The organism is Streptomyces sp. NPDC057287, from assembly GCF_042667905.1.
GTDB lineage: Bacteria > Actinomycetota > Actinomycetes > Streptomycetales > Streptomycetaceae > Streptomyces.
Genome location: NZ_JBHUYV010000014.1, coordinates 13,343 through 27,373 on the forward strand (window position 1 = coordinate 13,343; position 14,031 = coordinate 27,373).

13 protein-coding genes are annotated in these 14,031 nt (G+C 71.0%); 5 read left to right on the forward strand and 8 right to left on the reverse strand.

Annotated features, from left to right (window positions below):
- Window positions 1-6 precede the first annotated feature (6 nt).
- Window positions 7-2,577 carry an FHA domain-containing protein gene (locus tag ACFUNE_RS25255; RefSeq protein ID WP_383572341.1) on the reverse strand — a complete coding sequence of 857 codons (2,571 nt, stop codon included), beginning with the start codon at window positions 2,575-2,577 and terminating at the stop codon, window positions 7-9.
- A 278-nt stretch (window positions 2,578-2,855) separates the two neighbouring features.
- Between ACFUNE_RS25255 and serB the strand changes: the two genes are divergently transcribed.
- The gene (serB, locus tag ACFUNE_RS25260) at window positions 2,856-4,112 is read left to right on the forward strand and encodes a phosphoserine phosphatase SerB (protein ID WP_383572344.1); all 1,257 of its coding nucleotides are present in this window, start codon (window positions 2,856-2,858) and stop codon (window positions 4,110-4,112) included.
- A 91-nt stretch (window positions 4,113-4,203) separates the two neighbouring features.
- Here serB and ACFUNE_RS25265 read toward each other — a convergent pair whose 3' ends face one another.
- From ACFUNE_RS25265 to ACFUNE_RS25280, 4 genes are all read right to left on the reverse strand, one after another.
- Window positions 4,204-4,722 carry a SixA phosphatase family protein gene (locus tag ACFUNE_RS25265; RefSeq protein ID WP_383572347.1) on the reverse strand — a complete coding sequence of 173 codons (519 nt, stop codon included), beginning with the start codon at window positions 4,720-4,722 and terminating at the stop codon, window positions 4,204-4,206.
- A gap of 99 nt (window positions 4,723-4,821) precedes the next feature.
- On the reverse strand, window positions 4,822-5,028 hold the full coding sequence (locus ACFUNE_RS25270) for a hypothetical protein (protein ID WP_383572350.1): 207 nt from the start codon (window positions 5,026-5,028) through the stop codon (window positions 4,822-4,824).
- A gap of 137 nt (window positions 5,029-5,165) precedes the next feature.
- Complete coding sequence (locus ACFUNE_RS25275) at window positions 5,166-5,282, reverse strand: SGM_5486 family transporter-associated protein (protein ID WP_383572353.1); 117 nt, start codon at window positions 5,280-5,282, stop codon at window positions 5,166-5,168.
- A 17-nt stretch (window positions 5,283-5,299) separates the two neighbouring features.
- On the reverse strand, window positions 5,300-6,583 hold the full coding sequence (locus ACFUNE_RS25280; RefSeq protein WP_383572356.1) for a CynX/NimT family MFS transporter: 1,284 nt from the start codon (window positions 6,581-6,583) through the stop codon (window positions 5,300-5,302).
- A gap of 139 nt (window positions 6,584-6,722) precedes the next feature.
- Between ACFUNE_RS25280 and ACFUNE_RS25285 the strand changes: the two genes are divergently transcribed.
- On the forward strand, window positions 6,723-7,397 hold the full coding sequence (locus tag ACFUNE_RS25285) for a FadR/GntR family transcriptional regulator (RefSeq protein ID WP_383572359.1): 675 nt from the start codon (window positions 6,723-6,725) through the stop codon (window positions 7,395-7,397).
- Between the two features lie 9 nt (window positions 7,398-7,406).
- On the opposite strand, the gene ACFUNE_RS25290 is transcribed toward ACFUNE_RS25285, so the two are convergent.
- From ACFUNE_RS25290 to fabG, 3 genes are all read right to left on the reverse strand, one after another.
- Window positions 7,407-7,772, reverse strand: a complete 366-nt coding sequence (locus ACFUNE_RS25290) for a hypothetical protein (RefSeq protein WP_383572362.1) — start codon at window positions 7,770-7,772, stop codon at window positions 7,407-7,409.
- A gap of 161 nt (window positions 7,773-7,933) precedes the next feature.
- On the reverse strand, window positions 7,934-8,701 hold the full coding sequence (gene fabI / locus ACFUNE_RS25295; RefSeq protein ID WP_383572365.1) for an enoyl-ACP reductase FabI: 768 nt from the start codon (window positions 8,699-8,701) through the stop codon (window positions 7,934-7,936).
- A gap of 5 nt (window positions 8,702-8,706) precedes the next feature.
- Window positions 8,707-9,426 (reverse strand): 3-oxoacyl-[acyl-carrier-protein] reductase, encoded by a 720-nt coding sequence (gene fabG / locus ACFUNE_RS25300; protein WP_383572368.1) that lies wholly within the window; start codon window positions 9,424-9,426, stop codon window positions 8,707-8,709.
- A gap of 220 nt (window positions 9,427-9,646) precedes the next feature.
- Between fabG and ACFUNE_RS25305 the strand changes: the two genes are divergently transcribed.
- The 3 genes from ACFUNE_RS25305 to tyrS all read left to right on the forward strand — a co-directional run bounded on the left by ACFUNE_RS25305 (window position 9,647) and on the right by tyrS (window position 13,893).
- Window positions 9,647-11,170 (forward strand): TldD/PmbA family protein, encoded by a 1,524-nt coding sequence (locus ACFUNE_RS25305; RefSeq protein ID WP_383572371.1) that lies wholly within the window; start codon window positions 9,647-9,649, stop codon window positions 11,168-11,170.
- Window positions 11,167-12,561, forward strand: a complete 1,395-nt coding sequence (locus tag ACFUNE_RS25310) for a metallopeptidase TldD-related protein (protein ID WP_383572374.1) — start codon at window positions 11,167-11,169, stop codon at window positions 12,559-12,561. The genes ACFUNE_RS25305 and ACFUNE_RS25310 overlap by 4 nt, the downstream gene beginning before the upstream one ends.
- A gap of 63 nt (window positions 12,562-12,624) precedes the next feature.
- Window positions 12,625-13,893 (forward strand): tyrosine--tRNA ligase, encoded by a 1,269-nt coding sequence (gene tyrS, locus ACFUNE_RS25315; RefSeq protein ID WP_383572378.1) that lies wholly within the window; start codon window positions 12,625-12,627, stop codon window positions 13,891-13,893.
- The last annotated feature ends 138 nt before the right edge of the window (window positions 13,894-14,031 follow it).

Genomic DNA, 14,031 nt, shown 5'->3' on the forward strand with positions numbered 1-14,031 from the left:
GCGGCGTTACTTGCGCATCACCTCGGGCTCGTGGCGGCGCAGCATCCGCGAGACCGCGAAGAAGAGAACGGCGCTCATGACGAGCATCACCGTGATGTTGACCCCCCACTGCCCGGCCGAGTGCTCCCAGAGCGGGTCCAGGTCGGTCGGCTTCTTCGGGTCCCACGGCGGCATGAGATGGGCGAGGTCCAGCGTCGTGCCCGCCGCGGCCACCGCCCAGCGCGAAGGCATCAGCCAGGCGAACTGCTCCAGGCCCGGTGATCCGTAGACCTGGAAGAGCACACCGGTGAAGACGACCTGGACGATGGCGAACATGACGAGCAGCGGCATGGTCTTCTCGGCGGTCTTCACCAGCGCGGAGATCATCAGGCCGAACATCATCGACGTGAAGCCGAGCACGATGATCGACAGGCAGATCTCCACGGCGGGGGGCATGAACAGCCCCTCCTCCGGCAGCTCACGGGTGGAGAAGCCGATCCCGCAGAGGATCACGCCCTGGAAGGCCGTGATCACGCCGAGGACGATCACCTTGGACAGCAGGTAGGCGGAGCGCGAGAGGCCGGTGGCCCGTTCCCGCTCGTAGATCACCCGCTCCTTGATGAGCTCTCGTACGGAGTTCGCCGCGGCGGCGAAGCACATGCCGACCGCGAGGATCAGCATGATGGTCCCGGCCTTGCCGTTGAAGCGCGAGGGCGGATCGGGCTCCGCCAGTCCGAACTCCGCCGGGATGACGACGCTCACGACGCCGAGGACGGCCGGCAGGAGCACCATCAGGAGCAGGAACCCCTTGTCGGACGCGATCACCGACACGTAGCGGCGCATCAGCGTCCACAGCTGGGCGACCCAGCCGGAGGGCTTCGGGGGGCGGATCTGCTGCGGCGGGGGCATGTGTACGGGCTGCGCGGCCACGGCGTCGATGTCCGCGGCGTACATCTGGTAGTGCTGCGACCCGCGCCAGCGGCCCGCCCAGTCGTAGTCGCGGTAGTTCTCGAACGCGGAGAAGACGTCGGCCCAGCTGCTGTAGCCGAAGAAGTTCAGCGCCTCCTCGGGAGGGCCGAAGTAGGCGACGGATCCGCCGGGCGCCATCACCAGGAGCTTGTCGCAGATGGCGAGCTCCGCCACGGAGTGCGTGACCACGAGGACCGTACGGCCGTCGTCGGCCAGGCCGCGCAGCAGCTGCATGACGTCGCGGTCCATGCCCGGGTCGAGGCCCGAGGTCGGTTCGTCCAGGAAGATCAGCGACGGCTTGGTCAGCAGCTCCAGGGCGACCGAGACGCGCTTGCGCTGGCCGCCGGAGAGCGAGGTGATCCTCTTGTCCTTGTGGATGTCGAGCTTGAGCTCGGCGAGGACCTCGTGGATCCGGGCGGTGCGCTCGGCCTCGGTGGTGTCCGCGGGGAAGCGCAGCTTGGCCGCGTACCGCAGAGCCCTGGTGACCGTGAGTTCCTTGTGCAGGATGTCGTCCTGCGGGACCAGGCCGATGCGCTGCCTCAGCTCGGCGAACTGCTTGTACAGGTTCCGGTTGTCGTAGAGGACGTCGCCCTGGTTGGCGGGCCGGTAGCCGGTGAGCGCCTTCAGCAGGGTGGACTTCCCGGAACCGGACGGGCCGATGACGGCGATGAGCGACTTCTCGGGGACGCCGAACGACACGTCCTTGAGGATGTCCTTGCCGCCGTCGACCGTCACCGTGAGGTGGCGGGCCGAGAAGGAGACGTCACCGGTGTCGACGAACTCTTCCAGCCGGTCCCCGACCAGCCGGAAGGTCGAGTGGCCGACACCGACGATGTCGTTCGCGCCGATGAGCGCGGAGCCGGACTTGCTGAGCGGCTGGCCGTTGACGTACGTGCCGTTGTGGGATCCGAGATCGCGGATCTCGAACCGGCCGTCGGGCGTCGCACGGAACTCGGCGTGCAGCCGCGAGACCTGGAGGTCGGAGACCACCAGCTCGTTCTCGAGCGCACGGCCGATGCGCATGACCCGGCCCAGGTCGAGCTGGTGGAAGGTCGTCGGGCTGCGGTCCCCGTAGACCGGCGGCATGCCCGCCGGCCCACCGGGCATGCCCCCCGCTCCGGGAGGGGTGCCGTGGCTCTGCTGGTGCGGGACCGGGGGCTGCTGCACCTGCGGTGTCTGCTGCCACGGCGCCTGCTGCTGGGCGGGAGCGCCGCCGGGCCAGCCGGCACCGCCCTGCTGCTGGGGAGTGTGCTGCGGCTGCTGCACGGGAGGCACGGGGGCCTGCTGTGCGCCGGCCGCCTGTGCGCCGTGGGCTCCCGCGCCCACCGCCGCGGTGAGACTCACCCGCGGACCGTCGGTGGCGTTGCCCAGATGGACCGACGTGCCGGGGGCGATCTCCATCTGCTGGATACGCCTGCCCTGCACATAGGTGCCGTTCGTGCTGCCGTGGTCCTCGATGGACCAGCCGCGGCCGTTCCAGCTGACCGTGGCGTGCCGCCACGACACCCTGGCGTCGTCGATCGTGAGGTCGCCCTGCGGATCACGTCCGAGGGTGTACGACCTGGACGGATCGAGCGCCCAGGTCCTTCCATTCAATTCCAGTACGAGTTCCGGCACTCCGCGCCCCACTAGTCGTCCCCCGAGTCGCCCCCGTCGCAGGGAGCCTAGGGATGCTGAACATCGTGGGGAACTATTCCAGGACCGGTCCCGTAACGGAAAGCCGGGCGGCGTGAAGACGGCGCGGAGGCTCCGCACCCTCTCCCCCGACTCGGGAGAAATGGGTCCGGAGCATCCCATCCGAGGCGTCCGGCACCGGGGGTGGCGCCCCGTCCGGCTTCCCTCCCCGGCTGTCCGCCACTCGGGACGGCTTCGGAGCCCGCCCGGCGGCCCTATACGGTGGGACCACCATGAGCGCATCTCAGCCACCTCGGTCACCCCGGTCTCCTGAGCTCCCCGAGTCTCCGCGGGACACGGACGCACCCACGCTTCTCGTCAAGATCTTCGGGAAGGACCGTCCAGGGATCACCGCCGGCCTCTTCGACACCTTGGCCGCCTACGCCGTCGACGTCGTGGACATCGAGCAGGTGGTCACCCGGGGCCGCATCGTCCTGTGCGCCCTCGTCACCTCGCCCGACCCGGGCGGCACGACCGAGGGCGATCTGCGGGCGACGGTGCACAGCTGGGCGGAGTCGCTCAAGCTGCAGGCCGAGATCATCTCGGGCACGGGTGACAACCGCCCCCGCGGCGACGGCCGTTCCCATGTGACCGTGCTGGGACATCCGCTGACCGCGGAGTCCACGGCGGCCATAGCGGCCAGGATCACGTCCACCGGCGGCAACATCGACCGTATCTTCCGCCTCGCGAAGTACCCCGTCACAGCCGTCGAGTTCGCGGTGTCGGGCACCGGGACCGAGGAGCTGCGCACCGCGCTGGCGACGGAGGCCGCCGGCATCGGCGTCGACATCGCCGTCGTGTCGGCGGGGCTCAGCCGCCGGGCGCAACGGCTGGTCGTCATGGACGTGGACTCGACGCTCATCCAGGACGAGGTCATCGAGCTCTTCGCCGCCCACGCCGGGTGCGAGGCCCAGGTCGCGGCGGTGACCGAGCAGGCGATGCGCGGCGAGCTCGACTTCGAGCAGTCCCTGCACGCACGCGTGGCGCTGCTGGCCGGGCTCGACGTGTCGGTGGTGGAGAAGGTCAGGGCGGAGGTCCGGCTGACCCCGGGTGCCCGCACCCTGATCCGGACCCTGAAGCGGCTCGGCTACCAAGTGGGCGTGGTCTCGGGGGGCTTCACCCAGGTCACGGACGACCTCAAGGAGCGCCTGGGGCTCGACTTCGCCTCCGCCAACACGCTGGAGGTCGTAGACGGCAGGCTCACCGGCCGCGTCGTGGGCGACATCGTGGACCGCGCGGGCAAGGCCCGGCTGCTGCGCAGCTTCGCGGACCAGGCGGGGGTACCGCTGGCGCAGACGGTGGCGATCGGCGACGGCGCGAACGATCTGGACATGCTGAACACGGCCGGCCTGGGTGTCGCCTTCAACGCCAAGCCGGTCGTCCGCCAGGCCGCCCACACCGCGGTGAACGTGCCCTTCCTGGACACGGTGCTGTATCTGCTGGGGATCACCCGCGAGGAGGTCGAGGCCGCCGACGGCCTCGTCGACTGACGGCCCGGCCCCGTCGACTGACGGCCCGGCCCCGTACGGGCGGAGGGGCGCCCGCGCGTCACGTGCGGCGGCGCCCCTCCGCCCGTACTGCTCAGTCGTTCGGTGTCCAGTACTCGACGAGCTTGCCCGCCCCGTGCTCCAGGGTCTTCCAGGAACCGGTGAACTCGACGACGGCGTAGGCCGCGGTCGGGAAGCCGTCCCTGGTCATGCGGGCCAGCGCATCGCCCTCCGCGCTCGACGAGAGCGCGTCCGCGGCTCCGTGCATGCCGGGGTTGTGGCCGATGACCAGCAGATTCGTGACGTCGTCGGGTGTCTCGTCGAAGAGGGCGATCAGTTCGCCGAGGGAGGCTTCGTAGAGCCTCTCCTCGTACACGGTCCTGGGGCGCTGCGCGAACTCGTGGACCGCGAGCTTCCAGGTCTCGCGGGTCCGCGTGGCGGTCGAGCACAGGGCCAGGTCGAAGACGGTTCCCGAGTCGGCCAGCCTGCGGCCTGCGACCGGCGCGTCCTTCCTGCCCCGTTCCGCCAGGGGCCGCTCGTGGTCGGAGTCCTGCGACCATTCCGCCTTCGCGTGCCTGAGAAGGACGATCCTGCGAGGTGTATCGGCGCTCATACACCTCAGCTTCGCACGAATTGCGCCTCCGGGCGCAGGGTGTTGACGTGCTCGCCCGCTGGGGGTGAATGAAGGGCCGCGAAGTGTGTGCGGGGCCGGTCAGGCGGGCATCAGCCCGAGAATGTGCCCGAGCAGCAGCCCGATCGCGGGGTCGCCCGCCGCGGCGTGTGCCTGGCCGGGTTCCACGATCAGCAGGAGGAGCGCGGCGAACGCGAGGGCGGGCAGCACGACGGCCCACCACGGCAGCCGGATCTCGACGCTGTCCGCGGCCGGGCGGTGGGTCCGGGTCTGTGTTCGGGCCGGCATGTCCGCCTCCGTGGGTCCTCGGCTGTCGTCACCCAGAACCTACGGGCCGGCCGTCGGTGGTCCCATCCGGTGACCCACCCACTCGACCCTGAACCTGGCCCCCTAGGGGACAGGGGGGCTGTCCCCACCCCCAGGGGTCAGGGAGAGGCGATCGTGGCGATCACGCCGATGACTACGGAGATGAGGAGCATCGTCCCGAAGACGAGAAGGAGCTTCCTCTGGCCGTTCGGGGAATTCGGTTCGAGCACTGGCATGCGGACAGTCTCGCACCTCAGCACTCGTCCTCGATCGTCCGGTCCCTCCCTGCGAGCATTCCCGCGATCGTCTGCGGCACGAGGAGGCCCGCCATGAGGGCGATCGGCAGGCCCCAGCCGCCGCTGTGCTGGTAGAGGACGCCGACGAGCAGCGGTCCGGGGATCGAGAGCAGGTAGCCGGTGGACTGCGCGAAGGCGGAGAGCCTGACGACCCCCGCGCCGCTCCGCGAACGCATCCCGATCATGGTGAGTGCGAGCGGGAAGGCGCAGTTGGCGATGCCCAGCAGCAGCGCCCAGAGCCAGGCGCCGCCGGCCGGGGCCAGGTAGAGCCCCGCGTAACCGAGGAGGCCGCATCCGCTGAGGACGAGGACGATCGGGCCCTGGGTGCGCAGTCGCGTGGCGATCCGGGGGATGACGAAGGCGAGCGGCACACCCATGGCCATGGTCACGGCGAGCAGGACGCCCGCGGTGCCCGCCGGGATCCCCGCGTCACGGAAGATCTGGGGCATCCAGCCCATCGTGATGTACGCGGCTGTGGCCTGGAGGCCGAAGAAGCAGGCGAGGGCCCAGGACGTACGGCTCCGGGTGATCCGGAGCGCCGGGGGAGCCGGGACTCCGGCGGCGGCCCGCCCCGACGTGTCGCCCCGGTCCTTCACGAGCGCGAGCCAGGGCAGGACGGCGACGGCGGCCAGCGCCGCCCAGACGGCCAGCCCGGTCTTCCAGCTGCCGCCCATCGCGTCCGTCAGGGGCACGGTCAGGGCGGCCGCGAGGGCGGTGCCGAGGGCCAGGGCCATGGAGTAGAGGCCGGTCACGGTGCCGACCCGCTCGGGGAACCAGCGCTTGACGATGACGGGCATCAGGACGTTGCTGACCGCGATGCCCATCAGGGCCAGGGCGCTGGCGGCGAGGAAACCGGCGGTGCCGCCCACGAAGGGGCGCAGCAGCAGGCCCGCGGTGATCGCCACCATGCCCGCGCAGATGACGGCGCCGGGGCCGAACCGGCGGGCGAGCCGTGGCGCCATGAAGCCGAAGACGGCGAAGCAGAGCGGAGGCACGGAGGTGAGGACACCGGCGACGCTGCCGCTCATGTGCAGCCCGTCCCGGACCTCCTCGAGGAGCGGGCCGAGGCTGGTGATGGCGGGCCGGAGGTTGAGCGCGGCGAGAACCAGGCCGAGGACGACGATCCGCAGCACCCAGGGAGAAGGGCCGGGCGCGGCTTCGCCGGGCGCGGTGGGCGCGGCTTCGCCGTGGCCGGTGGGGGCGGCGGGAGGACTCAGGGTCGGGGTCTCGTCGTGACGCATGGGACCCATCATAGAATCATGGGATGATTGACTATCCACTCTGTTCGCCTCGGGTTCTTCCCTGAGACAATCGGAGACGATCCGACGGGCCCGCACCTCCCGGACCGATCCCCCTTCCGGAACACGAACAAGGAGCACCATGGCGCTGACGTCCACGCGGCGTTCGGCTCTCGCCGACCAGGTGATTGCCCAGCTGAGGAACCAGATCACCGCGGGCGAGTGGCCGGTCGGCTCACGGATCCCCACCGAGCCCGAGCTGGTCGAGCAGCTGGGGGTCGCCCGCAACACGGTGCGCGAGGCGGTGCGGGCCCTGGCGCACAACGGGCTGCTGGACATCCGCCAGGGCTCCGGGACGTACGTGGTGGCGACCAGCGAGCTGGCCGGGGTGATGCACCGCCGGTTCGCGGACGCCGACCCCCGGCACGTGGCGGAGCTCCGCTCCACCCTGGAGTCCTCGGCGGCCAGGCTCGCGGCCCTGCGGCGCACCGACCGGGACCTGCGGCAGCTGGACACGCTGATGGCGCGGCGGGAGGCCGCGTGGGCGTCCGGGGACGCGGAGGCGTTCGTGGCGGCCGACGCCACCCTGCACCTCGCCGTCGTCGCCGCCTCGCACAACGACGTGCTGACCGAGCTCTACGCCGATCTGAACGACCTGCTCCGGGACTACCTGCGGGACGACGTGGGCCCGGAACTGCGGCCGGAGGCGCACATGGACCACGCCCGGCTCGTCGAGGCGATCCGGGCGGGGGACGCGGAGACGGCGGCGACGGAGGCCGCCTCACACGCGCTGAACTGTCTCCAGGAGCGGGTCTGAGCGGACCGTTCACGACACCGAGTGGCTGACCCAGGCCGAGCCGACCTCTTTCCAGCAGCGGTCCTCGATCCTGACCGTCCGCCCGGGCTGCACCGCGACCGCTTCGCCGTCGGCGTCGACGTCCCACCAGCGCGCGCACTCGGTGTGGAGCCGGACGAGATCGGTGGTGGGGTACGGGTTGTGGCAGTAGGCCACCACCCGGGAGCCGTCGACCGACGTACGGCATTCGGAGCCCGAGGGCTCGGGTCGCGGCGCCACGGGTACCGCCGGGCTTCCCGCCCGGTTGGCAGCACTCACGGCCACCGGGGCCAGAAGGCCCGCGACGACGGCGGCGGCTACGAGCAGGGCCCAGGTTCTGCGACGTGTGGAGCGCACAACGGTCTCCTCCCCGCAGCCTGACCAAAAGTCCGGTTCCTCCACATTCTGCGGTGGAACGGCCAGCTTTTCGACTCGAGCGGGTGGAACGCCCGCGGACACGCGCGACGGCCGCGTGCCCGGTGAGGGGTACGCGGCCGTCGGTGAGCCGTGGGGAGCGGTCAGGCGCCCATCATGTGCACGCCACTGTCGACGTGGATGATCTCGCCGGTGGTCCTCGGGAAGAAGTCCGAGAGCAGCGCGACGATGCCGCGGCCGGCCGGCTCCGGGTCCTTCATGTCCCACGCCAGCGGCGCGCGGGTGTTCCACACGTCGGCGAGCGTGTCGAAGCCCGGGATGGACTTGGCGGCCATGGAGGCGAGCGGCCCGGCCGAGACCAGGTTGCAGCGGATGCCGTCCGGGCCCAGGTCACGGGCGAGGTAGCGGGAGGTGGCCTCGAGCGCGGCCTTGGCCGGGCCCATCCAGTCGTACTGCGGCCAGGCGAACTGCGCGTCGAAGGTGAGGCCGACGATCGAGCCGCCCTCGCTCATCAGCGGCTTGCAGGCCATGGCGAGCGACTTCAGCGAGAACGCCGAGACGTGCATCGCCGTGGCGACCGACTCGAACGGGGTGTTGAGGAAGTTGCCGCCGAGCGCGTCCTGCGGCGCGAAGCCGATGGAGTGCACGACGCCGTCCAGCGAGCCCAGCTCGTCGCGCACCAGGCCGGCCAGGCGGTCGAGGTGCTCGGTGTTGGTGACGTCCAGCTCGATGACCTTGGCGGGCTTCGGCAGCTTCTTGGCGATGCGCTCGGTCAGCGTGGGCCGCGGGAAGGCGGTCAGGATGACCTCCGCGCCCTGCTCCTGGGCCACCTTGGCGGCGTGGAACGCGATGGACGACTCCATCAGCACCCCGGTGATGAGGATGCGCTTGCCGTCGAGAATTCCGCTCATGGTGATCAGTGACCCATGCCCAATCCGCCGTCAACGGGAATGACGGCTCCAGTGATGTACGACGCGTCGTCGGACGCGAGGAAGCGCACCGCGGCGGCGATCTCAGCGGGCTGCGCGTAGCGGCCGAGCGGCACCTGGGACACGATGCCCTTGCGCTGCTCATCGGTGAGCGCCTGGGTCATGTCGGTGTCGACGAACCCGGGTGCGACGACGTTGAAGGTGATGTTCCGCGAGCCGAGCTCACGGGCCAGCGACCGGGCGAAGCCGACCAGGCCCGCCTTGGACGCCGCGTAGTTGGCCTGTCCGGCCGAGCCGAGGAGGCCGACGACGGAGGAGATGAGGACGACACGGCCCTTCTTGGCGCGCAGCATCGCGCGGTTGGCCCGCTTGACGACGCGGAAGGTGCCGGTGAGGTTGGTGTCGAGGACGGACGTGAAGTCGTCCTCGGTCATCCGCATCAGCAACTGGTCCTTGGTGATACCGGCGTTGGCGACCAGCACCTCCACGGGACCGTGCTTCTCCTCGATCTCCTTGTAGGCCTGCTCCACCTGCTCCGTGTCGGTGATGTCGCACCGGACCGCGAGAACGCCCGCCTCGGTGAGCGCCTGCGGCGGCTCTCCCGAACGGTAGGTGACGGCGACCTTGTCGCCGTTGTCGGCGAAGGCGCGGGCGATGGCGAGGCCGATGCCCCGGTTTCCTCCGGTGACGAGAACCGAGCGGCTCAACGGATCACCCTTTCCTTGGCGGTCTGGTACATCGAAAACCTATCGGTACCACCCCTCATCCAAGGAATCGTCCTCTGACAGCGCCGCCGGGCCGCGACTGTTGGATCCCTACAGAAGGTGCGGACCGGTCCCCGGCAACGTAAAACCTGCGCACGGAGGCACCGCGACCCCCCATGATTCACTGCGGAGACATTTCAGAGGTGGAGAAGGGGAGGCCCGCGTGGCCCACGAGGTAGATCAGTCGTTCCTGGCCCTGCCCTTGCGTGCGCTCGCCGACGCGGCACTCGCCCGTGCCCGCGCGCTCGGCGCCGTCCACGCGGACTTCCGGTTCGAGCGGGTGCGCGGCGCCTCCTGGAGGCTTCGGGACGCCCGGCCCTCCGGGACGTCGGACACCACCGACACCGGGTACGCGGTCCGCGTGGTGCACGGCGGGGCCTGGGGCTTCGCGTCCGGGGTGGACCTGACGATGGACGCGGCGGCGAAGGTGGCCTCGCAGGCCGTCGCCATGGCGAAGCTGTCCGCGAAGGTGATCGCGGCGGCGGGGTCCGACGAGCGCGTCGAGCTGGCGGACGAGCCGGTGCACGGCGAGCGGACCTGGGTGTCGGCGTACGACATCGATCCCTTCTCCGTACCGGACGCCGAGAAGGCCGGGCTGCTCGCCGAGTGGAGCGCGCGGCTGCTGGCGGCCGACGGGGTGGCGCACGTGGACGCCTCGCTGATGACGGTCCACGAGAACAAGTTCTACGCGGACACGGCCGGCACCGTCACCACGCAGCAGCGGGTGCGGGTGCATCCGCAGCTGACGGCGGTGGCGGTGGACGGGACGACCGGCGAGTTCGACTCGATGCGGACGATCGCCCCGCCGGCGGGGCGGGGCTGGGAGTACCTCACGGGCACGGGCTGGGACTGGGACGCCGAGCTGGAGCGCATCCCGGGTCTGCTGGCCGAGAAGATGCGGGCGCCGAGCGTCGAGGCGGGGACGTACGACCTCGTCGTCGACCCGTCGAACCTGTGGCTGACCATCCACGAGTCCATCGGCCACGCGACCGAGCTCGACCGGGCGCTGGGCTACGAGGCGGCGTACGCCGGGACGTCGTTCGCCACGTTCGACCAGCTGGGGAAGCTGACGTACGGCTCCCCCGCGATGAACGTGACCGGGGACCGCACCGCCGAGCACGGGCTCGCGACCGTCGGGTACGACGACGAGGGCGTCGAGGCGCAGTCCTGGGACCTGGTCAAGGACGGCACGCTGGTGGGCTACCAGACGGACCGGCGGATCGCGAAGCTGACGGGCCTGGGCAGGTCCAACGGGTGCGCGTACGCCGACTCGCCGGAGCACGTCCCCGTGCAGCGCATGGCGAACGTGTCGCTGAAGCCGGATCCGGGCGGGCTCTCCACCGAGGACCTCATCGGCGGGGTCGAGCGCGGGATCTACGTGGTCGGCGACCGGTCGTGGTCCATCGACATGCAGCGGTACAACTTCCAGTTCACCGGTCAGCGGTTCTTCCGGATCGAGAACGGCAGACTGGCGGGCCAGCTGCGGGACGTGGCGTACCAGGCGACGACGACGGACTTCTGGGGCTCGATGGAGAAGGTCGGCGGCCCGCAGACCTATGTGCTGGGCGGGGCGTTCAACTGCGGCAAGGCCCAGCCGGGCCAGGTCGCGGCCGTCTCGCACGGCTGCCCCTCCGCCCTCTTCCGAGGCGTGAACATCCTCAACACGACGCAGGAGGCCGGGCGATGAGCCGCGTCAGCAAGCCGTACGAGATCGTCGAGCGCGCCCTGGAGCTGTCCACCGCGGACGGCTGCGTGGTCATCGCGGACGAGAGCTCCTCCGCGAACCTGCGCTGGGCGGGCAACGCGCTCACCACGAACGGGGTGACTCGGGGGCGGACGCTCACCGTGATCGCGACCGTGGACGGGGCCGAAGGGACGGCGTCCGGGGTGGTGTCGCGCTCGGCCGTCACCGCCGACGACCTGGAGCCGCTCGTGCGGGCCGCCGAGGCCGCCGCGCGCGGCGCCGGGCCGGCCGAGGACGCTCAGCCCCTGGTCTCCGGGGTCCCGGTGTCCGCCGACTTCACGGAACCGCCGGCCGAGACCGGCTCCGGCGTCTTCGCGGACTTCGCCCCGGCGCTCGGCGACGCCTTCGCGCGGGCCCGCTCGGGCGGCCGTGAGCTGTACGGCTTCGCCCACCACCAGCTGAGTTCGACGTATCTGGGCACGTCGGCGGGGCTGCGGCTGCGCCACGACCAGCCGAACGGGACGCTGGAGCTGAACGCCAAGTCCCCCGACCGGACCCGTTCCGCCTGGGCGGGCAGGTCCACCCGTGATTTCGAGGACGTCGACCCGGCGGCCATGGACGCGGAGCTGGCACAGCGACTCGCCTGGGCGGAGCGCAGGATCGAGCTGCCTGCCGGACGGTACGAGACGCTGCTGCCGCCGACGGCGGTGGCGGACCTGCTGATCTACCAGTACTGGTCGGCGGGAGCCCGGGACGCCACGGAGGGCCGTACGGTCTTCTCACGTCCGGGGGGCGGTACGCGGATCGGCGAGAAGCTCTCCGGACTGCCGCTGAACCTGCGCAGCGATCCTCACGCCCCGGGGCTGGAGTCGGCCCCCTTCGTGATCGCGCACGCGTCCGGGGACGACTCGTCGGTCTTCGACAACGGGCTGCCGCTGGAGCCGACCGACTGGATCAGGGACGGCAGGCTGGAGCGGCTGAACACGACCCGCCACTCCGCCGGGCTGACGGGTCTGCCGGTGGCCCCCTCCATGGACAACCTCGTGCTGGACGGCGGCGGTGAGCGGTCCCTGGAGGAGATGGTGGCCGCGACGACCGGCCGCGCCCTGCTGCTGACCTGCCTCTGGTACATCCGCGAGGTGGATCCGGCCACCCTGCTGCTGACCGGTCTCACCCGGGACGGGGTGTATCTGGTGGAGGACGGCGAGGTCCTCGGCGAGGTGAACAACTTCCGGTTCAACGAGTCGCCGGTCGGGCTGCTGTCCCGTGCGTCGGAGGCGGGCCGTACGGAGAAGACGCTCCCGCGCGAGTGGGGCGACTGGTTCACCCGGGCCGCGATGCCCACGCTGCGTATCCCCGACTTCCACATGAGCTCGGTCAGCCGGGGTGTATGACGCCCATAGACTGACCGGACAACCGATCGAACCCAGTCGAACCCTCAGAGGAGAGAAACGACCGTGACGGACATCGTCGACGAGCTGAAGTGGCGCGGGCTGTTCGCCCAGTCCACCGACGAGGACGCACTGCGCAAGGCTCTCGCGGACGGCCCGGTCACCTTCTATTGCGGGTTCGACCCGACCGCGGCGAGTCTGCACGTGGGCCACCTGGTGCAGGTCCTCACCATGCGCCGGCTCCAGCTCGCCGGGCTGAAGCCGCTCGCCCTGGTCGGCGGGGCCACCGGCCAGATCGGTGACCCGCGGCCGACCGCGGAGCGCACGCTGAACGACCCGGAGACCATCGCCGCGTGGGTCCAGCGGCTGCGCGCGCAGATCGAGCCCTTCCTCACCTTCGAGGGCCCGAACGCCGCAACGATGGTGAACAACCTGGACTGGACCGCGGGCCTCTCCGCGATCGAGTTCCTCCGGGACATCGGCAAGCACTTCCGGGTCAACAAGATGCTGACCAAGGACTCGGTGGCCCGTCGGCTGGAGTCGCAGGAGGGCATCAGCTACACGGAGTTCAGCTACCAGCTCCTGCAGGGCATGGACTACCTGGAGCTGTACCGGCGCCACGGCTGCACCCTGCAGCAGGGCGGCAGCGACCAGTGGGGCAACCTCACGGCCGGGATCGACCTGATCCACCGCCTGGAGCCGGGCGCCGCCGTGCACGCGCTGGCGACGCCGCTGATGGTGAAGGCGGACGGCACCAAGTTCGGCAAGTCCGAGAGCGGCGCCGTCTGGCTCGACCCGGAGATGACGACGCCGTACGCGTTCTACCAGTTCTGGCTGAACGTGGACGACCGGGACATCTCGACGTACATGCGCATCCTCAGCTTCAAGAGCCGCGAGGAGCTCGACGAGCTGGAGAAGCTGACCGAGGAACGGCCGCAGGCGCGTTCGGCCCAGCGGTCGCTGGCCGAGGAGCTGACGACGCTGGTGCACGGCGGGGCGCAGTGCGCGGCGGTCATCGCGGCGTCGAAGGCGCTGTTCGGCCAGGGCGAGCTCGGCGAGCTGGACGAGGCGACGCTGAGCGCCGCCCTGTCCGAGGTGCCGCACGCCCGGGTCACCGAGCTGGGCCCGGTGGTGGACCTCCTGGTGGAGGTCGGGCTGTCCGCCAGCAAGTCGGCCGCCCGCCGCACGGTCAAGGAGGGCGGGGCCTACGTGAACAACGCGAAGGTCACGGACGGCGAGAGCGCCCCGTCCGACGAGGAGCTGCTGCACGGGCGCTGGCTGGTGCTGCGCCGCGGCAAGAAGAACCTCGCGGCCGTCGAGGTCACCGCCGGCTGACGCCCACGAGCACAGCGGTGGGGGGCGGGGCGCGCCCCGCGGGGCGGGCCCCCCCCCCGGGGCCCCCCGGGGGGGGGGGCCCCCCGCCCCGACACCACCGCCCCGTTCTCCAGCCGCGGGCCCGCGATCGTCTCGCAC